We start from the raw sequence: 23,817 nt of genomic DNA, 5'->3' as shown, positions 1-23,817 counted from the left end.
CCATTAAAAATATAGTTTTCATTATATCTTGAGTTTACTTAATTTATGATGACTTCATCTGCAAAAACCCAGGAGGCTAAACCCGAGGCGTTATGCCATAGGGGGGCCTTCTTATAATTAACGGCTTCAATTTTAATAAAGCGGAAATTGGTCTTACTTATATTCAGGTCAAAGGATTTAATATCGTTAACTTTACTCGTCTTACGCAGGGGCTCGTTATTGATAACTGTTCCCAAAAGGGTGTAATGGTCACCATCCACTGAACCGTAATACCTAACTTGTATTGGAAAAAATACAATGTGATTCGTTACTTGTAAGAAGGATGTAGAAAGATAACTTATTTCTTCCTGGGTTTCTAAGTCGACGGTAGCGATAAGATCATTACCCTCAAAACCCAGCCAATTAGCATAAAAGTTACTGCCTCCTAAAGCACCGTCTGTTAAGGCCTGGGGGTTTTCTTCAGCATATTTTTTGGGTTTGGTCAATAAAGTTACAGGTTTTCCTGAAGCTTTATTGGGCTGCATGGCCACTTCAATAGATTTGGAATAGGTTTCCCCATAGTCCTTAACCGTATAACCCATTTCGTTCATTTGGGTAATATTGGCTTCTTTGCAGCTTTTTATAAAGTGTTGGATTAAAGTTAGAGAAGATTCATTTAAAACAAAATCATCTGAAAGATGTTTTCTACAGGCTTCTAATATGGCATAATCAACACTTAATCGCGCAGCTTTGACCCGTTTAAGAACCTGAGGCTTGTGGGCTACGGATTTTTCGGCATTATCAAAAAGGGTTCTGTAGTTTTTAAGAAGGGTTGGACTTAAATAGCTGTCAAAGGCCTGTGATGGGTCGCCGTATAAGAACAAAAAGAATTCGGGAAAGTTTTGTAATTCAGCATGAATCGTATTGATGTATGCCTTAACATAAACTCCGGCTTCGTGATAGTAGCCATTGGTAAATTCAGTGATGAGGTCATCAACAATTAAGTCAGGATTCCATAACAATTTTGCCATGAGATAGGAGCGCAGTTCAAACAGTTCACTTGGATTATGGCTGTGTTGTTCAAATACCCATTTGGTGTTGTTGTTTCTAAAAAATTGGATATTGGGTTGCAGTGTTAGCAAGTTTGGGAAGGGGGCCAAAAAATTCGTGAATTGTGTCGTATAGTCCCAAATTCTTATATTTTTGGTAAGTTGACTCCATCCTTTAAGGTCGTTAGCAAAATCTTTGCACTTGTCTTCAATGGGGGCACTTCTATCGCATTCGATGGAGCAAAGAGTAATAAGGACGTTGTTTAATGGTTTTGTTGTACAGGGTTTTCGGGTGTATTGATAAGCCAGTGTTGAAATGGTCTTTTCTGGAAACGCCTTGGCAACTTCATTGACAAACCGAATCATGGTACCGGCATGGCTCCCCTCCTGATGGTCTATTTTTTTACAGTTCTCACATTCACAATACTGCGTGTTATCATTGCTGCTAACAGAAATTACCGACATTTCGGGGTATCTGTTAAACAGGGCATTAACGGAATCTTTGACTATTTTTAGCACGTTACTGTTTGTCAAACACAACTGTGTTGGCAGCCGTTTGTTTCCCCTAAGGGCAAAATACTCCGGATGAGTATCGTAAAATTTGTCTTCAGGGATGAACTTATGAAATGTATGTACGCGACCTTCTGGTACATAATAGGGAAACGCTTTTGTCGTCACTTTAAGTTTATCCGCAAATTCGGGGTCTTCATAAAATAATTTAGAGTGCACCGTTCTTGTTTTAATTTCGGGTGTATAATGGTATGCTAAAGGTAAATGCAAAGCAATGGTTTCCATTTTAGGAATATCATCTACTTCGGGAGCATACCACTTACAACCCAGAAAGCGTTCCAAAAATTCGTATACGGCATTTCTGGTGGCTTGGTCTGATCCTCCTGAAATGAGGATGTTATTACCTTGTGCAATTATTTTTATTTGTTGGTCGTCAAATGTTCCCTCAGTACTATTTCCCACATAAATTTTGTCCTTTTGGCTTTGAGAACTTTCATTAACAATAGCTAAATTTGCGCCACTAATTTGTTGAACATACTTCTGAAGAATTTCTGCAGATTGATAGTTGCTTTTTGTGGGAGAATCTATATATACAATGTCATACTTGGAAGCACCATTTTTGACAATGTTAAGCGTATTGTCTTCACACGAGCATAGTACCAAAAATATGAGTATTAATTTAATGCTAAATCTAAACATGATGCTTATTTTAAATTAATTTGAAGTTTACCAGAATTAACCAATTCATCATGACTGACAAACCATGTTTTTTGAGTGCTATTACCGATGGTTATGGAACCGATATGTCCACTACCCTTTTTCTCGATTATCAAAGATTTATTTTTATAATAGTTTTCATCGAGATGAATCGTTATTTTATCAAAAACCGGAGTGGTTATGGTATATAATGGTTTGGCCGGTAACACCGGATATAGACCCATCATGCTATAAATAAGCCATGCCGACATGGTTCCTGTATCGTCATTTCCCGGCAGACCAGCGGGCTTGTTGGTAAAATAAGTTTTTATTAATTCTGAAACACGGTCTTGGGTCTTCCACTCATAACCACTGGTAAAATTATATAAATAGGGATAGGCGATATCGGGTTCATTGGCCATGTCAAACTGGTTTTTTTCAAAGACCTCATCCAACTTGTTTACAAATTGATGTTGACCTCCCATACTTTTCATGAGCCATAAAATGTCATGAGTTACCATAAAGGTATATTGCCATGAATTACCTTCAATGAAACCAAGATTTTTTTCAAAATTTGCGCCCTTGTTTGGATTAAAAGGCGCGTACCATGACCCATCATGATTTTTAGGACGAAGTAAGTTAAATTCTTTGTCGAACAGGTTTCTGTAGGATACAGCGCGCTTAGAGAACAATTTATAGTCGCTAGTTTTTCCTAAAGTTTTGGCTAATTGCGCGATCGCAAAATCTGATATATTGTATTCCTGAGTTGTGGATACAGAACCGCTTTGGGTCGTCCTGGTGGTAAGATACCCTTTTTGTATATAATCCTTTATACCGGGGCGAAGCGGATTATTTTCCAATTGCATGGCACTTTTGCGCATGGCCCTGTAGGCCTTTTCAATATCAAAATCCTTAATTCCTCTTAAATATGTGTCTGCTAATACAATCCCGGCGGGGTCACCTACCATGGTTGTCGTTTCCGTAGCATTGAGTTCCCATTTGGGAAGCCAGCCACTTTCATCGTAAATGTTCAGTATGCTTTTTACCATATCCGATTGTTGTTTGGGATAAACAAGGGACATTAAGGCATGTAAGTTTCTATACGTGTCCCAAAATGAAAAAACGGTGAATCTGGTCCCATTGGTTTTCGCTGTTTTACGTTCGGCCATGGTAGGGTATTCACCATTGACATCATTAAGGGTGTTGGGGTGGATTAAAGTGTGATATAAGGCCGTATAAAATATGGTTTTATCATCATTTGTACCTCCCTCAACTTCAATTTTTGATAAGGCATCGTTCCATTGTGCTGAGGTTTTTTTATAAACGTCAATAAGGGTCATCCCATCAGTTTCCTTCTCGAGATTTTCGCGGGCGTTTTTAATACTGACATACGATACCCCTATTTTAACTTCAACTTGGGTCGGTTTATTAAAGTTATAGGTAAAATAACTGCCAATGCTGTCTCCTATAACCTCTTTTCTGTATTGTTTATAATAACGTGTTTTGCCATTGTATCCCATCCATTGGCCTTCTAAGCCATCGTAAGGCTTGGGTTTTTTCCAAATGCCAAATTTATCAGCAGGTTCACTAAATTTAGCCACAAAATATACGGGGTACGATTCGTCAGGTTTATAATAGCAAAACGAACCCACGTTACGTATGCCTTCAATTTCAGTAGGCGAAACAATTTTTAACATGCCTCCTTCTTCATTGGTTAAGCCCAGACCCAAATTAATTAGGATATTGGCTTGTCCCTCTGGAAAATAGTAATTGGAAACGCCGACTCGTGTTGAGGCCGTGGTTTCAACTTTCAATTTGTATTTATTTAATGTCGTGCTGTAATATCCCGGTTTGGCAATTTCAAAGGAATATTCAGAACCGTATTTTAAATGATCCGTTTCCAATTCACCCGTGGTCGGCATGGTTAAAATAACCCCCAGATCTGGGCATCCTACACCACTCAGGTTGACGTGGCTAAATCCCGTTAAAAATGAATTTTCGTGCACATAGGGATTGGAGAGCCAACGACTATCCTTTTCCATCGGGGCATTTTGGGGTCCAGCCACATTAAATGGGGATACACTTACCAAACCTCGTGGCGCCATTGCGCCGGGATGGGTCGCTCCAAAATTTGAAGTTCCTATAAAAGGGTCAACATAATCTACCTGTGCTTGGCTTGGGAATACCAGTCCCAAAACACCTAAGATTACGAAAATAATTTGGGTTGATAATTTACTTTTTTTGATCAAAATGAAATTTTTATTAGTTTACTAATGGACTTTGCTTAATACCTTAGGTTTACCTAGAGTTTTTAGTTCAATATTCATCTCGGATGTGTCATTACCCAAGAATTCACAATCTATCGTTAAGGTGTGTTTCCCTTTAGAGATTTCAAGGCCGCTGACTTCCAATGCCACAGTGTTTATCTTGTTCCAATGCTGGTCAAAAAGGATCAGCTTATCACCTCCTTCATATCGTACTATTTGATTAGGGGACAAGGGTATTGGTAAAACCATTTTTTTATAATTATCCAACTCCATAATTATGTTACGACAGCTAGTGGACTCAGATAATTTGATGGTAAATTGCAAAGGTTGTTTTTTGAAGGGGTTGTCAAAATTAAAGGAAGAATGTAATGGTTCTCCGGGTTGTTTCTCTTTTTTGGTATGACTAAAAGAGGCGATGTTTGTTGGTAAGAGATGCCAACTGTTTTCAGATATCATTTCAAGATGGTACTCCGTTTTTAAATCTTCCATTTCTTGTTTTAGAGCTTTTGGAAAGGCACCACTCAATCTTGCGGATTCCCATTGTTGGACAAGCTCAAGAATGTTTTCGGATTGCCCATGGGCACTCAGGGTTTCTTTAGAGGTTACAAAGGCAAATCCGGCATCAAAAGCCGCCGAACGAGCCAACATCCATTCGATGTCCTCAAGGCTAATTTTTGGGGTCATTTGAAACCATCCTAACATACCTGGCATAAAATTTCTTCTGAAATAAGGTTGATTTTTCATACGGTATTCTGTTTGACTCTCTCGAAAACCCGCATACCATGGTTCTCCCCAGTTCATCCTGGTATAAATATGCCAGAAAAAATGCGTCGTTCTACTGGCGTCAATTATTAATCCGTTTTTTAGGTCGTCGTTTAAATGCGCATACCAAACATAGGGCATCATGGCCTCACCATAGTTACCTAAACCGGTTGATTTGTTGCCTTCCAGACCATCAAATGAGATTTGTCTTAATCCGGTAGTATTGTACAGGTTGGCGATATTTTTAGAGATTTCTTGTGTTAAATCCGTATTGGATAAAAATACCTTATAAGCATGATCCAATAATTTAGCAATGGTGGTCCCTTTACGGTGTGCTGATCTTTTGGTATTAAAGGCACCTCTCTGGCAGTCCAACAACATCCAGGGCTGACGTTCGCTAACCTCGCCATATCGAATAAGTTCGTCGTTGATTCTAACCGTTCTTAAGTTGTTGTTTTTAAACTGATTGAAAAATTCGGGTGATGCAATGGGGATCTCTGTCTGATGGGCGTCTAAATCGGAAAGAATTACAGATTGCCCGACTTCCGCTAATCTTTTATCCGGTACAGGGGTTACATAGGGATCGTTAGTGCTTATAAAGTTAGACAGCGTATGCACCCCAAGAGATATTCCATGTTCTTTTGCTTTTTCGACACAAGCTTTTAATCCGTCATAGCCGTCCGGGAAATGGTCCTCAAATAATTGAAAATGCCCCCAGCTCTCAAACGTTTTCCCATAATGATAAAGGTGTTTTAACCCTGCTTTTTTTGTAACCTCAATGGCGTCATCTATGTGGTCTTGATCAAAGTCCATGATGATGTAGGAAGCCGATGCTTCCGGAAGGGTCTTCATCCACTTCCCATCTTTGGTAGGATGGGGCAGTCCCTCGGCTTTTTCAATACTACCGATAGTTTCCAATGCCTGATCTGAGGCTGTTCCAAAAAAGGCAATTTTGGAACCTATTACGCCGCCGTCATCATATTTTGGAGCGAGAAACTTCTCATGACCTAAATTTTCAATGATGCGGTCTTTATATCGATTTCTGCAATATGTTTGTAAGCTGGATCCATTAGGTGTCGGTTTTGCCGCTTCAATCCTATATAAAACATGGGGTTTGTCATTTGAGTTGATATTTGTAATATCGTCTTGGGAAAAAACATCAAACTCGGGCATGCAGTCATTATCGTTATAGGGAAACCCTCCTAAAGTTTTAAGATTTAATGCTTGAATGCCCAGGGCGAAGTCATGGTTACGAACCACACCTATAGTTTCCCCAATGGTTTCCCCAATCGTAGTGGGGTATGGCCCCCAGGTGATAACATCGAGTGGTCCGGCACCATGGATGTCTTTTAGTTCAAAGGTGAAATAATCATCTTTGGATTCAAATTTAATTTTTGCAACCATAGACGAGCCATAATGCAGGCTTATAATATCTTCTTGAATGTCCATGGCATGGGGATAATGAAAGACACTATCCATTCTTATGGACATCAAGTATGATGGATCTGTGGTATCTAAATAATTCTTACTGTTAGTGTTATCCGTGATGCTTTTAAAACGGCCATTTTTATAAAACTCCAATTTCAGCGTGTCATTTTTAGAAGTTAATTCTAAATTTTGATCCGTACAAGAACACCAAACCATGTTTAAGCTTAGCAGAGAGAGTCTTAAAAATTTGATTAATGTCATGTCGAAAATTCGTTTAAAGGCGCCTGAATTATTTATGATTCGAGTTCGTTAATTTTAAATGTCCATGCATATTTGCAAGTTGGCATGTTTTGCAGCGATTCAGGGATTATTATTTTGAAACCCTCATTGAGTTTTTTCCATTTTAAATTCTTTTTAGATCCCAACATACGAATCTGCGTCCCTGTTTTGGGATTTATGGATTTAATAACAATTTCTGATGGGACCCTGTCTTCTCCTTCTCTGGCCAAATAGATTAAAAAGACATTCCCGTCTTTATTTTGGGTCATGCAAATATTGTTTTCCTTATAGGGGGAAATGGGTGCGGTATTGTAAATGGCACTGCTGTTAACCGTCATCCAATCGCCATATTCCTTTAAGAGCTCATAGGCACCCTGTTGCCATTCACCCTCAGGACTTGGTGCAATATTTAACAATAAATTGCCGCCTTTTGCAACAATGTCAACGAGCATGTGGATGCCTTCCTTACCGCTCATATAGGATGCGTTTGGTGTGTAGGACCAGCCACCTCCCGAAATAATGCAGGATTCCCATGGGTAAGGCAAGGTTTTTTCCGGAACGCGATTTTCAGGAGTTAAATAATTTTGATTTTTTCCATGGACGGCCCTGTCCACTACGATTAAACCGGGCTGCTTTTCACGAACCTTATCCACTAAGGCATCCATTTTTATATCCTGATTTACAATCCGGTGTTTTAAATAACCGTCTGATGTATTAGAAATGGTGTGTTTATACCATTCATTAATTTCAGCTTTTGGTGTTTTAGCAACCCAGCCACCATCCAGCCACAGGATATCCATTTTCCCGTAATCGGTCATTAATTCCAGGATTTGATTATGGGTAAATTCAACATACGCATTCCATTTTTTGGGATAGTCGGTCGGGGAATAGTTGACGTTTCTATCCTTGGGTGGAAAGTAGGGATCCCAATAACTTTTTACGTTCCAATCTGGTTTGGAGAAATAAGCGCCGGTCCATAATCCTTCCCCTCTGAAGGCTTTAAAAATTTCTTTAGCAATATTGGCTTTTGGATGTGATGAGAATGGGGTGTTAGGCGATGTGATTTTATAATCGGTGTATTTTGAATCAAACATACAAAACCCGTCATGGTGTTTGGTGGTGAATACAACATATTTCATTCCCGCATTTTTTGCAGCCCTGGCCCATTTATCCGGATCGAATTTCACTGGATTAAAGGTAGTTTGAAGGGCTTCATATTCTTGTTTATAGGCAAAATAATTTTGAGGATTACGGCCTTTTTTACGTTCACACCAACCGTATTCTTCAGGGCATAAGGACCAGGATTCAACTATTCCCCATTGACTGTAGGTCCCCCAGTGCATGAGCAGCCCAAACTTCAATCCTTGCCATTGTTCTAATTTTTTTATAACCAAGGGATCCGTTTCGGGGACATACCGTTCGTCTTCATAAATGGCCTGGGCCAAAACCACATTTTGAGTGAATATGAGAGCGATAATGAGGCTTAAAAATGGCTTGCTATAAAAGGTCATAACTGTAATGTTGTTATTTTATGGAATTTATGAGTTTCTTTTTGGTCCTTCTGTAATCTGCTATTGATAAATTATAGTCGGTATAGCTTTTAAACAATTTTTTTATAATCTTATCATAGTTATGAGATTGCTTTTGTTTTAACAGTTGCAGAAGATCATAGTCTTCACAACCCATACGATGGGCTTCAAAGCGTATGGACGAAAGCGGTCCGTTTGTTCCGGGATAAATGATATGGGTATCTCCAGCGGGCAAAAAATTATTTGCAGTTGCTGCGGGAGAAGGATGATGTACCACACTTTGTGTAAAAGGATCGGATTGATATTGATTCAAGCCCCAGTGCAAATACCCACCGGTGTTATAAAAAGCAGCACCCCAACCAAAGTATACCTGTCGTAAACGTTCCATATCCAGAGTTCTGTTTAGCCATTGACCACCCGGTATCAAACAGGTATATACCAAAACTTTTTCATTTTGTTTTTCCCGTTCTCTAAAAAAAGATTCGTTGTCTTGAAAATCATTTATTAGGGGGCACCAAATATCTATGGCTCCCACCAAACCATCCCTGTCATTGGTCGCTTCCATAATCCTGACTTCGGGAAACAGGCTTTTTATTTGTTCGGCAACATCTTTATAGCAGGCTGCATTATTTGAAGTGGGTTCATCAGCAATATGCTGTAACCAGTTTTTTTCTAAGTGATTGGATTTCACAAAATCATAAATGACACTTATTATGGCTTCAATATCATTTTTACCATTTTCAGAATAATAGCCCTTTTTTGTTAAAATAACCTTTAACTCAGGGTCACTCCAATCATCATTATCGCCTCGGTACATGAGGTGTGGTGCTTCAAAATATTTAAATCCTTCACTTTTAAATATATGGATATACCGTTTCATTTTAGCGTCTTCAATAACAAAGTTCCCATGGTCATATTTTAGAAGTTCATGAGGAATGGTAATGGAATTTTGTCTGCCGTGGGCCATGAGTTTAGCATATTTTCTCAACATAGTAAACCATGGTTCAGACCACCGAATGAGATCGTGCTGCTTTTCCATTTGATTTAAATTAAACCAATTGGTATAGAAAAACTGGCTATCAGCTAAGGTTGGAAGCACTACAGGATGAACCTTTATTTTAAAACGAGCGGTGCCCTGAACTGATTTTGACCGCACCTGAATATCAATTTTGTGAATTCCTTTTTCCGAAATCATGGAAGGCGGAAGGGCTAAACGTAATGCAGAAAAAGTCGATTTACTGGTCAATACCCGATGGGACAGTGGACTAATAACTTCAAATATCTGAAATGGAGCCCTGCGGATTACAAAAGGATTTGTTTTATTTAAATATTGTTCGGTACGGCTATCTATTCCTGTATTTTGTTCCACAGGAACATCAATGAGCTCGCTCCATACACCTTCTAACGCTTCACCATTTTTTGATGCGGTAACCGTAAATGTTTCTCCAATGGGGATTTTTAACAGTAAATGCACATCTGCCAAACCACCGATTACAACGTCCTGTTTCAGTTTTGGCCTAAAATGACTTAGGTCATTCACGTCCGGATAAATAGCCTGTAAGGGATCTACAAGCCATAATTGAGCAAATGATCCATTTGCTACTAAAAGCAGAAAAAAGAGTACAACACTTTTCATTTAAATGTACTGATGATATAGCGATCGGTCAGAACCGGTCTTCTAAACTAATTTTTATTCTTTACTCATTGAAAAGGGCGTGTTTTCAAGTTTGTTTGCCCATGCCTTATTAGGCGTGTCCTTCATTTCAAATTCAACTTCACCCCCATTTTGAATGGTCTCAAAATCAATATAGCTATTGTTCCATGGCGTTCCGTTAAGCCTAACCGTATTGATATACATGTTTTTCGAACTGTTGGTAGGGGCAGAAATGGTAAACGTATTACCGTTTTCTAGAGAGAGTGTAGCTTTTTTAAATAGGGGAGCGCCCATAACATATTGATTTACTCCCGGAGTAACGGGATAAAACCCAATGGAACTGAACACATACCATGCCGATGTCTGGCCATTATCTTCATCACCACAATAGCCGTCTGGAGTGGCACTATATAACTTGGTCAAAACGTCTCTTATTTTTTCCTGTGCTTTGAATGAGGCACTAGCATAATTGTATAAATAGATCATATGCTGAATGGGTTGATTGCCATGGGCATAATTCCCCATATTGGCAATTTGCATTTCACGTATTTCATGTATGGTAAATCCATAATAGGAATTATCAAAATCCGGAGGCATGGAAAATACCTCATCCAATTTTGAAATGAAATTAGCTTGGCCTCCCATCAAATCTATTAACCCTTGTATATCATGAAATACAGACCAAGTGTAGTGCAAACTATTTCCTTCTGTAAAGGCATCCCCCCATTTTAAAGGATTAAATGGCTTTTGAAAATGGCCGTTTTCATTTTTACCCCGCATGAGGTTGGTCGAGGCATCAAAGAGGTTTTCATAGTTTTTCGATTTTTGATAAAACCTGTTTGCGATGTCATGCTTCCCAAGTTTATCTGCCATTTTAGCTATGGTGAAATCGGCATAGGCGTATTCCAATGTTCTTGCAGCATTCTCTTTAATGCCCACGTTATAGGGAACATAACCCAGTGAATTATAGTAATCCAGCCCTTCCCGACCTACAGAATTTACGGGACGCCCTTCAGAGACTCTGGCATTTTTTAAAATCGCTTCGAATAGGACTTCAATATCTTTTTCCTTCACATGGCCCTTTAAATAGGCATCAGCAATTATTGGCGCGGAGTTGGAGCCAATCATACAGTCACGATGTCCGGGACTTGCCCATTCCGGCAGCCAACCCGATTCTTTGTAGGTGTTTGCGAGACCTTCCATGATTTGACTATTCAATTCGGGATACATTAAATTGAAAAATGGGAACACCGCCCTAAAGGTGTCCCAAAAACCGTTATCCGTAAACATGTAGCCCGGTAGAACTTTGCCATTGTATGGACTGTAATGAACGATGTTTCCGTCAGTGTCGTATTCATAAAATTTCCTCGGAAACAATAGGACGCGGTACAGGCACGAATAAAAGGTTCTAATATGATCAATATTGTCATCTTCAATTTGGATCCTGTTCAATTCTTTTTCCCAGGCCAATCGTGCTTTTTCTTTTGTATCTTCAAAGGTGTCCTTTCCTATTTCCGATTTTAAATTCAATTCAGCCTGCTCCATACTTATAAACGATGATGCCACTTTAACATGGACCTGTTCTCCTTTTGTGGTTGAAAAGCCAATAATGGCTCCAACATGTTGGCCCTTGTTTTCAGTGGAGTTCTCCATGAGCGTCCAATCATCGCCCCAGGTATGGGTAAGGTCAAAGTCCTTATCGAATTGTGCTACAAAATAATTGTGAAAATTATCGGGAACGCCACCACTATTATTTCGACAGAATCCTACAATTTTGCGCTCCTCGGGAAGGATCTTAACCCAGGAACCCTTAAAGAAGGCATCGAGTAAAATATAGGATGAATCGGCTTCTGGAAAAGTGAATTTAAAATGGGCCGCACGCTCCGTTGGGGAAACCTCGGCAGTTACATCATAATCCGCTAAATATACGCTGTAATGATTGGGCTTTACTATTTCAGCTTTATGAGAGAAATAAGAGGCACGATCATCTTCCTTGTATTTTAAGTTCCCGGTAACCGCCATCATTGAAAAGGCAGCGTAATCGTTAATCCATGGACTTGGCTGATGGGTCTGTTTAATACCTCTTATCGTTTTATCATCATATTTATAGGTCCAACCGTCACCCATCTTAGCGGTTTGAGGGGTCCAAAAATTCATAGCCCAAGGCGTGGCAATGGCCGGATAAGTATTCCCGTTAGACAAGCTAAAATCCGAATCGGTTCCCATTAATGGGTTTACATAATCAAGATAAGACGTGCGGGGAGACTCCTGGGACTCTTTTTGTGTACATGAAAAGAAACAAATGATAATTAAGAACCATGTGAGTAATGTGTTTAGCATCGTTAATCAGTTTAGTATTTTAGTTACTGTATAAGTATTTCGTCCACAAAAAGCCATGCATCGGTTCCTGCACCTTCATGCCAACTGGGGAGTGTTTTAAAGTTTTCTATAACTACCCTTAAATATTGGGTCTTAGTGTTGGGAATATTGACCGTATATTTTTTTATTTCAGTGCCATTTCCATAGCGCCCCTGCCTGTTAATGTTTAACTCGCCTATTTTTTTAAATTCTGAATCTTTGTCTAAAGATGAATAGACGCTCAGCTTTTTAGGAAATAGAATCCAGTTCCCCACATTTTCCAGACAATTTACTGAAATTTTATCAATTGGTTTAACCGATTCCAAATCAATGGTGGTGTCCACATTATCCCCCGAAAAACCTATCCAGTTTCCATCTCTAAATAATGTACTGCCTTCTTTCAGGTCGAATAATTTATCACTTCCGGGGTAACGATCGTCGGGTTGTTTAACCAAAGTGTATTTCGATACTTCCTGTTTTATTTTGAAGAAATTTTTTTCTATGGTTTCGCTTGGCAACCAACCTTCTTTAAAGGCCTTTATCTTTAATTGCACAGGACGGTCTAAAAATATTTTGTCTTTGTACAAAAGGGATGTGGTATCAGGTTCCGTTCCGTCTGTGGTGTAATACGTTTTTACATTTTTAATTTTAGAGACTAATCGAATCGAAATGGTATCTACAAATAAGTTTTTATCGTTTAGAAATGTAGGCGCTTCTAAATTTGTAATTTCAACGAAATCCTTATCGACACCCGAAAATATTTGGGTGTCGTACTTCGATTGCAAAGACGCAATGGTAGTATCATCTACAAGGGTTTGCCAAACATAAATATGCTTTGGAACAATGTGTTGCAATAATGCAATTAGTCCATCATTCGTAATTTCGGTACCATAGACGTTTAAAGTTTCAAGTCGCTTGGCCTTCTGTAAATGCTTTAGGGATTCATCGGTAATTTTGGTGTTGTTTATGTGTAACTTTTTAAGGTTTTTAAATTTGTTTAACCCGGAAGTCATATCATCCGATAAATTCGTATGACTTAAATCCAATTCTATTATTTGATTTTTAAGCTTTTCCAAAATTTTAAGAGCGTCGTTGCTAATGGTTTTATTTTCAAATTTAACGCTCAGTTCAGGTTGTTTAGGAACTAATTTGAAAACCGTAAAACCTGCTTCTTTAACCTTGTTGACATCCCTCAAGGAAGCTTCTTTGATATTTAGATCTTCAAAAACAAGGTATTTTTTAAGCAGTGTATTTAAGGTATCATTTTTTGGCAGATGAACCATTTTATGCTCAAAATCGGCATTATTGTTAATCCAATACGTCAAAAGCCACTGCTCGTTATTCGTTAGCTGGGGTTTGCCTTCTGGAGGCATATGTTTATCATCTGAAAGGGGCAAATGGATGCTTTTATAAAGTTGACTATTTTCGGCATCCCCTGCAACAATGACCTTTCCGTTTTCTCCACCCTGCAATATATTTTCTGGTGAGTTCAAAGCCAATTCCCCTTTTCGTTTCGTGGGATTGTGGCATTGGATACATTTGGAATCAAGGATTTTAAAAACCACATCGTCAAACATATGAAGACTGTCAATATGGGTGATGGGTTTTATTGTTGCGGGAGGTTTGGCATATTGGGTTAAAAAATCACTGCCATGGGTAAGGATACTTCCATGGTGACCTGTAATTGCTATAGCAATTAAGCTAAGTGTAAAAAATGGTAAAAAAAGTTTGGACCCTGCTTTACTTTTTGATTGGCTCCATAAAAAGAGTCCTGTTATTAGAACAGTGGAAATGACCCCTAACCATAAGTGGTTATTTAGCGTGTTGGTGTCATAACCGCCCTCAAAGGATAAAAAATATCCCAAAATGCAGGCGACTACAGCAAAAAAGGAAGAAAATCCCAACGCATATTGTATTACCTGTTTAGGATAGTTGTTGGTAATCCGTCCTACAATCTCTATAAAGAATGTTAGGATCAAGGCACCAATAGGAAGGTGAAGGATTACAGGGTGAAATCGACCTAAAAATAGAATAAACCTTGAAGGTTCTACAAAAACAACAAGTATTACTAGAAGCAATACCGTAACTGTAATAACATGTTTTGTTTTTAAAAATTTCATCTAATACCGTTATTGTTTAATACCCATTCGTCCATAAAGAGCCATGCCTTGTTATCCTTACCCTCATGCCAATCTGGAATAGACGCTACATTTTTAACGGTAACATGGATATGTTTTATGGTGTCTCCGATGGTAATTTCAACATTTTTCAATGTTGGGGGTAACATACTATCCAAAGGTTGGAGGTTTACATTTTTATGTGTAAACTTTGTACCATCGGCAGAGGTTTTTATCATTATGCCTTCTGGTGGGAAAATCCAGGAACCCGGGTCGCATAAATACCCAATATGAATTGATTTCACAAATACCGCATGTTTTAAATGCACTGTAGCATCGGCAATGGTATCGAAACCTAACCATTGGTCATTCATAAAATCCAACGCTCCTTTTTTATTGTTATGTAATGTTAGTGATCCAACACCTTGATAACGCTTATTTGGGTTGGTATTCCAAATGATGGTATCTATTGGAATACCCCTTTTGTAAAATTTTATTTCCGCAATATCACTTTCTTTCCAATCAGGATGGTAGGCCCGAAACTTATAGGTTCCGGGGGATAATACTTTCAGGGGGGCTTTATATTCTGTGGTATTTTCTGTTGGATCATCCCCATTAGTCGTATAATATATTTTACTCCCCTCTAATTTTAAACGTGCAGTAAGATACGCGATGGAATCTATTAATTGGTTTGTAGCTTCCAACCTGGGTTGAACAATGCGAATCTGATCTTGTTGTAAATAAACACTTTCGGTCTTTTTTTTGCAACTCCATGAAATAAAGACCAAAAGGGATACCATGACTATTAGCTTCATACTCTAATTAGTTTAATAGGGTAGGTTTGTCCTGAATTCCACTGAGCGACATACAGGTTTTCGTCATCATCGATACACACATCGTGTGGATGCCGGAAAAGTCTAATCGTTTGGTAAAGTTCCTCTAAATTACGATTGTTATATGAAGGTGCAGTTGCTCCCGGGCATGATACCACTTGGTTTTTATGATCCATTATTAATAGAAATCCGGAGTCCGCATTTGGTGCTTTTTTTGATTTTAGAACGGCAAAATAGATATGGTCGCCGTGAACAACAGGTCTGCAAATCAATGCTCCGGGAACCGGTATGGAAGATAAATAGGTGCCATCCAAACTAAAGCGTTTGAGAATATTCATTTCTCTCGCCGAAATTAACAGCGCCGGGTTGGTCTTATCTCGGTTGTCGTAGCAAATACCATGCGCATTTAAAAATTGGGAATTACCGGTACCACGCCCACCGAAAATATTCAGTAATTCACCTTTGTGATTGTAATGGGTGATGTATTGATTTCCATACCCGTCGGCAACATAAAAATCGCCATTCTCCAATACTGTAGTTTCAGTGGGTTTAAAGTCTTCTTTTTTACTATAATGTCCCGTTTCTTTTGGGTAATCTATTTCAAAAACAACTTTGCCGTCAATAGTGGTTTTAATAATTTGATGCCTGTCATAATCGGTTATCAATAAAAAATCTTCTCCGTTCTCTTTGCATAAGGTCAATCCATGACCACCGGGAAATGCCGTACCCCAGGTTTCCAATAATTTACCCGATTTGTCGTAAATGATGATATTGTTTTTCGTGTGATTGGTAAGTAAAACTATACGTCCCTTGGAATCCTGAACCATTTCATGGCAATCCTTAACGGGCGTTTTTAAAGGATCTAAATTCCCCCAATTCATATCCACCTTATATTGGTGTGTATGGTGTCCGATGATGACATCTTTTTGTTTGCTAAACGAAAATGCGTTATTGTACAATGGAGATAGCAAAATTCCCAGAGATGCACACGACGATTGTTTTAAAAAGGTTCTACGGCTCATAGATTACACTAAAATATCATTAACTACATGACCTGAAACATCGGTTAGCCTAAAACGCCTACCCTGATGTTTGTAGGTAAACTTGGTATGGTCAATACCCATTTGATGCATAATAGTCGCTTGTAAATCATGGACATGCATGGGATCTTTAACAATGTTATACCCAAAATCATCGGTTTCACCATAGGTAAATCCAGGTTTTACACCACCACCAGCCATAAACATGGTGAAGCATTTTGGGTGATGGTCCCTGCCGTAATTCGTTTCGGTTAAAGTTCCCTGACTGTAGTTGGTTCTGCCAAACTCTCCTCCCCAGACTACCAGGGTGTCTTCCAATAATCCTCTTTGTTTTAGATCTAATATCAAAGCAGCAGTACCTTGATCAATATCTTTTGCTTGCCGTTCTATTTGAGAGGGTAAATCAAAATGCTGGTCCCATCCCATATGATATAGTTGTACAAACCTTACATCTTTTTCTATCAATCGCCTTGCCAATAAGCAATTAGCAGCATAGGTACCGGGTGTTGAAGCATTAGCACCGTACATTTTTATGATATGTTCGGGCTCATCATCTATATTCATGGTCTCAGGAACCGAAGTCTGCATACGGTAGGCCATTTCGTATTGGGCAATACGACTGTTAATTTCAGGATCCCCGAATTCTTCTTCTTGTTTATGGTTAAGTTCACTAATATAATCCAGCATTTTTCGTCGTTCACCACGAGTCATGCCTTCCGGATCTTTTAAATATAATACAGGGTCTTTCCCTGACCTAAATTGAACACCCTGATGTAATGAACTTAAAAATCCATTGCCCCAAAGACGGGAATATAAGGGTTGTGAAAAGGGACGTCCTGTACCTCTGGACAATAGGACGGTGAATGCAGGTAAATTTTCATTTAAGCTTCCCAGGCCATAACTAAACCATGAGCCCATACTGGGTCTACCCGTTTGTTGGGATCCGGTCTGAAAAAAGGTAATGGCCGGATCATGGTTAATCGCTTCTGTGTGCATCGATTTAATGAAACAGAGTTCATCGACTATTTTGGCGGTATAAGGCATTAAGTCACTTACCCATGCTTGTGATTCACCATATTGATTAAATTTAAAATTGCTTCCCACTAAGGGAAATCGTTCCTGGCCTGAGGTCATTCCCGTTAAGCGTTGTCCTTTTCTTACCGAATCGGGAAGATCTTGCCCCCTCATTTTATCCAGTAAAGGCTTGTAGTCAAACAATTCCAATTGTGACGGGCCACCACTTTGAAAAAGATAAATTATACGTTTGGCCTTGGGGGCAAAATGAGGTAAATTAAGTCCGGTAGCCTGATTAAATTGATTCTGACCAGAGATGCTTGAGAAAGGATCCAATAATGAAGCCGCAGCCAAACCACCAATACCAAATCCAAGTTTTTTTAGAAAATGCCTTCGGTTGTTATTAATAAAATGTTTATTGAGTTCTTCCATTGTTTTATCCTTTTACTATTGCTTCATCTAGATTAAATATCAAACTCGTTAAAGTGGTAAGGGCATAGAGCTCCTTTTTGGATTTGTTTAAGTCTGACTCCTTTGAATTTTCGGTTGTGATTTCAAAATTTTCTTTTGACGATTCCAAATAGTCCATCAACTTGTCGGTTTCTTCTTCGTCGGGATATCGCGAGGTAATTTTCCTGAAAATGGTTTTTACGCGATCTTCATCGTTTAACGATTCTGCACTTAACAGGTCTTTTGCTAAATGCTCAGAGGCTTCGATAAGCTGAGGATCGTTTAACATGACCAGGGCCTGAAGCGGGGTACTTGTTTTTTGTCGCTTCACGGAACAAATATCTCTCGTAGCAGCATCAAAAGTAATCATGGCAGGAGGCGGTACGGTTCGTTTCCAAAAGGTATACAAACTGCGTCTGTATTGACTTTCGCCTGCATCCATAATATATTTTGTAAGACCTTGACCCGAAGTGGTTTCCGCCCATAAGCCCTCTGGTTGATATGGTTTTACACTTGGGCCACCGATTTTATGAACCAACAGGCCGCTAACTGCCAGGGCATTGTCTCTAACCATTTCGGCGGTTAATTTACTTCTTGAGCTACGCGCTAAAAGAAGGTTGTCAGGATCAATTTCCAGGAGTTCCGGACTTGCTTTGGACGATTGTTGATAGGTACTCGACATGACCATCATTTTAATCATTTGCTTTATATCCCAACCTTTTTCCCTAAAGGTAACGGCTAACCAGTCTAACAATTCCGGATGAGTAGGTAAGGCACCTTGATTTCCAAAGTCGTCGACCGTCGATACAATGCCTATACCGAAAATTTGTTGCCAAATTCTGTTAACGGCAACTCTTGCCGTTAAAGGATGGTCTTCACTGAAAAGCCATTCCGCCAACCCTAATCTGTTTTTGGGGAGTGTTTCCGGAAATGATAATATGGCTTTGGGTGTGCCCGGACTAACTTCTTTTGTAGGCGCATCATATTGCCCTCTGTTTAAGATAAAGGTTTGTCGTTCGGTGGCCCCATCCTCCATAACCATAAGCTTAATATCCGGAATGGAATCCGGCTTGTTGATAAAAGATAAACTTTCCTCAATTTCCTTATCCGTAATCAGAAGATTGGGTTCTGGTATTTCGTCGTATTCAATTCTGCCCTTTTCTTTTACCTTATTGAAAAAACCATACATACTGTAGAACTCTTTTTGTGAAATAGGATCATATTTATGGTCATGACATCGGGCACATTCCATGGTCAAACCAAGTAGGGCTGTTGAGGTGGTAATGGTTCGGTCAATGACGTATTCTACCCGGTATTCTTCATCGATCACCCCACCTTCCTGAGTGATTTTATGGTTTCTATTAAAACCAGTAGCTACAATTTGTTCCAAGGTTGCCTTGGGAAGCAAATCGCCGGCAATTTGCCATTTTATAAACTTGTCATAGGGGAGGTTTTTGTTGAAGGCATGAATGACCCAATCGCGCCACGGCCACATAATGCGTTCCAAATCGTCCTGATATCCATGCGTATCGGCATAACGGGCAACATCCAGCCAGTTGGAAGCCATTCGTTCGCCATAAGCTTCTGAAGCCAATAATTTATCGACCACTTTTTCATAGGCATCTTCATTTGGATCCGAAATAAAGGTATCAATATCCGTTATGGAGGGAGGCAATCCGGTAAGATCGAAATAGACTTTCCGAATTAATTTTTCTTTTGATGCTTTTTCTGTAGGGACCAAACCCTTTTCTTCCAAATTGCTTAAGATGAAATAATCTATGGAATTACTGGGCCATTTCGTGTTTGAAACCTTAGGGATATCTTTTTTTATTGGCGGGATAAAGGACCAATGGTCTTTCCAAACGGCACCTTGCGCTATCCATTTGGTCAAGATCTTTTTTTCATATTCGGATAGACTCAGGTTGGAGCTTGGAGGGGGCATTACCTTTTCAGGATCCTGGGAGTTGATTTTAGATACCAATCTACTGGCTTCAACATCTCCCGGAACAATAGCGTGTCTGTCTAAATGCTCACCAATAGCAGCATAAGCCCCTTCTTTAGTGTCCAGTCGCAATCCTGCTTCACGGGTACCTTCGTCTGGCCCATGGCATAAATAACAACGGTCTGAAAGTATGGGTTTTACATGAAATATATAATCGACGGTTTCAGGTAATTTCATATGGGATGGAGCAGATCCTAAGTGGGAGGTATCATTGCTTTGTGGTAAATATGCAGTCGTATTTTTATTTAATTTATACTTAATCAGTAATAATATGATAAAGGGGACAATAAAATACAATGCTAATTTTAATGACGTTTTGTCTTGGGATTTGAACATTGTAAGGTGTTGTTAATTAATAGATTAATTTAAAAAAAATCTTGTTCTTGTTAAAATATAATGAATATTTTAACAATTGGCTTCTAAGATGACCTTATGTACAAAAAATTCAAAAAATTTTCGACGAATAACAGTCGTACATAGCTGGAAGCGATAAAATTAATTGACTACAATCTCATCAACAAAGAGCCATGCACCTCCACCACTTGGAGTCTTTTTTAGGCTTACTGCCTTAACCTGTACATGCGTGGCCTGCTGTTTATTAAATCTAATGGTAAAGTCTTTCAGTTCAATTGTTGGATTGACTTTAAATGGTCTGTCGATTTTGCCTACGGAGCTAAAGGATTTACCATCGGTGGACAATAGTACCTCGATTTGAGTCGGAAAGTAAATGGATGGACCTTGATTTTCCATGGTGCCTATGGTCACTTCCGATAGTTCTGTCGAAGATTCTAAATCTATGACCAGATCCATATTGTTTCCAATCCATGCTTGCCATTGTCCATCATGAAAGTTCTTTGTTCCACGAACAATATTTACCATATTATTGGCGCCCTTACCTTGGTAGCTATTGCTGTACAAGGTGTTATAGGTTACTGGTTTGCCTACCGCTTTATGGTAATTAAATGTTTTGTTAAAAACTTGGCCTACAGGGGCATTATGGTCGTAGCGAGAGGCCCTAATGGTGGTTGTTGAATCAATTTCAATGGGCATGGTGTAGGATGTGCCGGAGGTTTCAAGATGATCATCATTTAATGCATATCGGATATCCGTATCTGGAAATTCGGTCTTTAAGGCAACTGTAATCACATGAGTAGAATCGTTTACTTCGGTTTCTGCGGTAATAGCGTATGCACTTCTGGCATAGTTAATGCCCTGATACTCATAACGCTTAAATAAAGGGACTAAGCGCGATGAGAATTCCGCCCAACTTCTGTTGGTTTTTGGGCTCCACAGGGTTTCGGATAAGGCAGCCAAACGCGGAAAGATCATGTATTCTGAATGGGCCGTTGTTGGAATGTACTCAGCCCATAAATTCGCCTGTCCACCCAAAACATGTTCGGCCTGAGCTTGGGTCATGGAATCTACTACGGGGTCAAATTCATAAACTTTGCTCACCGGCGTAAATCCGCCCCAGGCTTTTGGTTCGGTATCCATAGGCCCTTGGTAATGGTCAAAATAACAATGCGTTCCGGGCGTCATGACAACATCATGTCCTTCAGACGACGCTTCCAGTCCCCCTTTTACTCCCCGCCAACTCATTACCGTAGCGCCAGGGGCTAAACCACCCTCTAAAATTTCATCCCATCCAATAAGAATACGTCCCTTGGAACTTATAAAGCGTTCCATGCGTTTTATGAAATAGCTTTGAAGTTCCTCTACATTTTTTAATCCCTCTAACTGCATTCGTTTTTGACAATGTTTACAGGTTTTCCAATTGGTTTTGGTGGCTTCATCGCCGCCCACATGAATGTACTTCGAAGGGAACAAGGCCATGACCTCTGTTAGAACGTTTTCCAAAAACTCGAAAGTCGATTCTTTCCCGGCGCAATAAATATCTGTTATTGGCCATAACCCACCGGATGGCACGGTTACGGGTTCTTCCAAACAGGAGAATTCAGGATAGGATGCAATGGCACTGGTCACATGGGCCGGCATTTCAATTTCGGGAACAACATTGACACCTCTACGTTCTGCATAAGCTACAATATCTTTAATATCCTCCTGGGTAAAATACCCGCCATACAGGTTGTTGACTTCCTCTTTTTGTGGTGGTCTGGCATTCCAGGGCTTGTCTTCTTGGTCTACTCTATAAGCCCCTATATCGGTGAGCTTAGGGTACTTTTTTATTTCTATACGCCAGCCCTGATCATCCACTAAATGCAGGTGTAAGGTGTTCATTTTATGGTAGGCCAAACGATCAATGGTTTCCATAATATATTCTTTTTGAAAGAAATGACGGGATACGTCCAGCATCAATCCACGCCATTTAAAACGCGGGGAATCAGTAATCATCACCTGGGGGACTTCCCAAACAACAGATTCAATAGGTTGTTGACTTTCAATTTCAGATGGTAGCAATTGCCTTAGGGTTTGGATTCCATATGAAAAGCCCGAAAAACTATTGGCCTCAATGGTAACGTGTGTGTTGTTCACATTTAACGTGTAAGCCTCGTGGTCTAAATTTCCATTGTTTTTAAACTGAATGAAATTAGTGGACGGTAAGTCTTTAACCACTTCTAAATCCCAGTTTGCCGCATTCTTAAACCTATTCAGCAGGACGTCTGCAGCTCCCAAATGGTCGTTATTGGGCACATAAAGTTTCGTTTTTTCAGTAAATACAAAATGACCTGAACCTAATTTTAGGTCCTTTGGTTTCGGGATGATATGGATGTCCTTTTCGGTAATCGGGTTCGACGCCTTGTTTTGGCATCCCAAACAGCACAGGGCAAACAGGATAATTAATGATTTTAGAGCCCAATTAATTTTAGTTTTCATTCCATTCCATTTTAAATGACGCATCTTCCATTCGGTTACCCTGTTTCCCATCGCAAACAGCATAATCAAACCCGGATCGTAAACTGTAGCCACCATATTCTCCTTGTTTGTTAAGTGCAATAAATCCAACTTGAAGGTAGTCCATGTCCTTATGGTTTTTATGGATGGTATAAATGCGCTCCACAATTGTTTTACAAGCTTCAGTTGGTGATTTCCCCATCCGCATTTGTTCAACAACCATGGCACTACCGGCGGTCCTTATAACCGCTTCTCCAAGTCCTGTTGCTGCTGCAGCTCCAACCGTGTTGTCTAAAAACAGACCTGCTCCAATAATGGGTGAATCTCCAACACGTCCATGCATTTTCCAAGCTGCACCGCTTGTGGTACAAGCACCGGAAAGGTTGTTGTTTTCATCAAGAGCCAGCATACTTATGGTATCGTGGTTTTCTATGTTAATAATGGGTTTGTAGTTTGATTGTTCAAGCCATTTTTTCCAATCCCGTTCAGATTCCGGAGTAAGCAAATTCTCTTCCTTAAACCCTTTTGACAAGGCAAATTTAAGAGCGCCCGCTCCCGTGAGCATCACATGGGGTGTGTCTTCCATAACCTTCCGAGCTACGGAAATAGGGTGCTTAATACCTTGTAAAAAGGATACCGATCCACAGTTGCTATTATGATCCATGATGCAGGCGTCTAAAGTCACCTTTCCTTCCCTGTCGGGTAGCCCCCCCAAACCTACACTGCGTTCATTGGGATCGCCTTCTGAAACCATCACACCTGCTTCTACGGCATCTATTACCGACCCGCCATTGGTAAGGACGTTCCAAGCGGATTCATTAGCAGAAAATCCATGTTTCCATGTAGAGATAATAATGGGTTTAACGGTGGCGTAATCTGCTGGTAAAACGGGGGCCTTTTGTTCGCCTTTTGCAAGGTCCTTACAACCTATTGTGGTACTTATACCCAGGGTTCCCAAAGCGGTCTTCTTTATAAAATCCCTTCTATTTGCCATAAT

The 23,817-nt window shown here is 39.6% G+C and carries 13 protein-coding genes; all 13 read right to left on the bottom strand.

The window, feature by feature from the left end:
- Nucleotides 1-38 precede the first annotated feature (38 nt).
- The 13 genes from MR054_RS02400 to MR054_RS02340 all read right to left on the bottom strand — a co-directional run bounded on the left by MR054_RS02400 (nt 39) and on the right by MR054_RS02340 (nt 23,814).
- Nucleotides 39-2,237 carry a DUF4838 domain-containing protein gene (locus tag MR054_RS02400; RefSeq protein WP_242155818.1) on the bottom strand — a complete coding sequence of 733 codons (2,199 nt, stop codon included), beginning with the start codon at nt 2,235-2,237 and terminating at the stop codon, nt 39-41.
- Between the two features lie 5 nt (nt 2,238-2,242).
- Nucleotides 2,243-4,486, bottom strand: coding sequence for a GH92 family glycosyl hydrolase (locus MR054_RS02395; protein ID WP_420868324.1), 2,244 nt, complete (start codon nt 4,484-4,486; stop codon nt 2,243-2,245).
- An 18-nt stretch (nt 4,487-4,504) separates the two neighbouring features.
- Complete coding sequence (locus MR054_RS02390; protein ID WP_242155816.1) at nt 4,505-6,952, bottom strand: hypothetical protein; 2,448 nt, start codon at nt 6,950-6,952, stop codon at nt 4,505-4,507.
- Between the two features lie 32 nt (nt 6,953-6,984).
- The gene (locus tag MR054_RS02385) at nt 6,985-8,481 is read right to left on the bottom strand and encodes an alpha-L-fucosidase (RefSeq protein ID WP_242155814.1); all 1,497 of its coding nucleotides are present in this window, start codon (nt 8,479-8,481) and stop codon (nt 6,985-6,987) included.
- A 13-nt stretch (nt 8,482-8,494) separates the two neighbouring features.
- Nucleotides 8,495-10,135, bottom strand: a complete 1,641-nt coding sequence (locus MR054_RS02380) for a DUF4091 domain-containing protein (RefSeq protein ID WP_242155812.1) — start codon at nt 10,133-10,135, stop codon at nt 8,495-8,497.
- 54 nt (nt 10,136-10,189) lie between these two features.
- Nucleotides 10,190-12,493, bottom strand: coding sequence for a GH92 family glycosyl hydrolase (locus MR054_RS02375; protein ID WP_242155810.1), 2,304 nt, complete (start codon nt 12,491-12,493; stop codon nt 10,190-10,192).
- A 23-nt stretch (nt 12,494-12,516) separates the two neighbouring features.
- Entirely contained in the window at nt 12,517-14,631 is a 2,115-nt protein-coding gene (locus MR054_RS02370; protein ID WP_242155808.1) for a c-type cytochrome domain-containing protein, read from the bottom strand.
- Nucleotides 14,628-15,443: an FN3 associated domain-containing protein gene (locus MR054_RS02365; protein ID WP_242155806.1), complete on the bottom strand. Its 816-nt coding sequence runs from the start codon at nt 15,441-15,443 to the stop codon at nt 14,628-14,630. The genes MR054_RS02370 and MR054_RS02365 overlap by 4 nt, the downstream gene beginning before the upstream one ends.
- On the bottom strand, nt 15,440-16,483 hold the full coding sequence (locus MR054_RS02360) for an NHL repeat-containing protein (protein WP_242155804.1): 1,044 nt from the start codon (nt 16,481-16,483) through the stop codon (nt 15,440-15,442). Before MR054_RS02360 ends, MR054_RS02365 begins: the two co-directional genes overlap by 4 nt.
- A gap of 3 nt (nt 16,484-16,486) precedes the next feature.
- On the bottom strand, nt 16,487-17,947 hold the full coding sequence (locus MR054_RS02355; RefSeq protein ID WP_242155802.1) for a DUF1501 domain-containing protein: 1,461 nt from the start codon (nt 17,945-17,947) through the stop codon (nt 16,487-16,489).
- Between the two features lie 4 nt (nt 17,948-17,951).
- A complete protein-coding gene (locus MR054_RS02350; RefSeq protein ID WP_242155800.1) occupies nt 17,952-20,303 on the bottom strand; it encodes a PSD1 and planctomycete cytochrome C domain-containing protein in 2,352 nt (783 codons plus the stop codon).
- A gap of 159 nt (nt 20,304-20,462) precedes the next feature.
- On the bottom strand, nt 20,463-22,802 hold the full coding sequence (locus MR054_RS02345) for a beta-N-acetylhexosaminidase (RefSeq protein ID WP_242155798.1): 2,340 nt from the start codon (nt 22,800-22,802) through the stop codon (nt 20,463-20,465).
- Nucleotides 22,792-23,814, bottom strand: a complete 1,023-nt coding sequence (locus MR054_RS02340) for an isoaspartyl peptidase/L-asparaginase family protein (protein ID WP_242155795.1) — start codon at nt 23,812-23,814, stop codon at nt 22,792-22,794. Before MR054_RS02340 ends, MR054_RS02345 begins: the two co-directional genes overlap by 11 nt.
- Between the last annotated feature and the right edge of the window lie 3 nt (nt 23,815-23,817).

The organism is Aestuariivivens sediminis (assembly GCF_022662105.1).
Lineage (GTDB): Bacteria > Bacteroidota > Bacteroidia > Flavobacteriales > Flavobacteriaceae > Aestuariivivens > Aestuariivivens sediminis.
The sequence above is the reverse complement of the archived record's forward strand: the minus strand, read 5'-3'. Positions and strand labels throughout refer to the sequence as shown.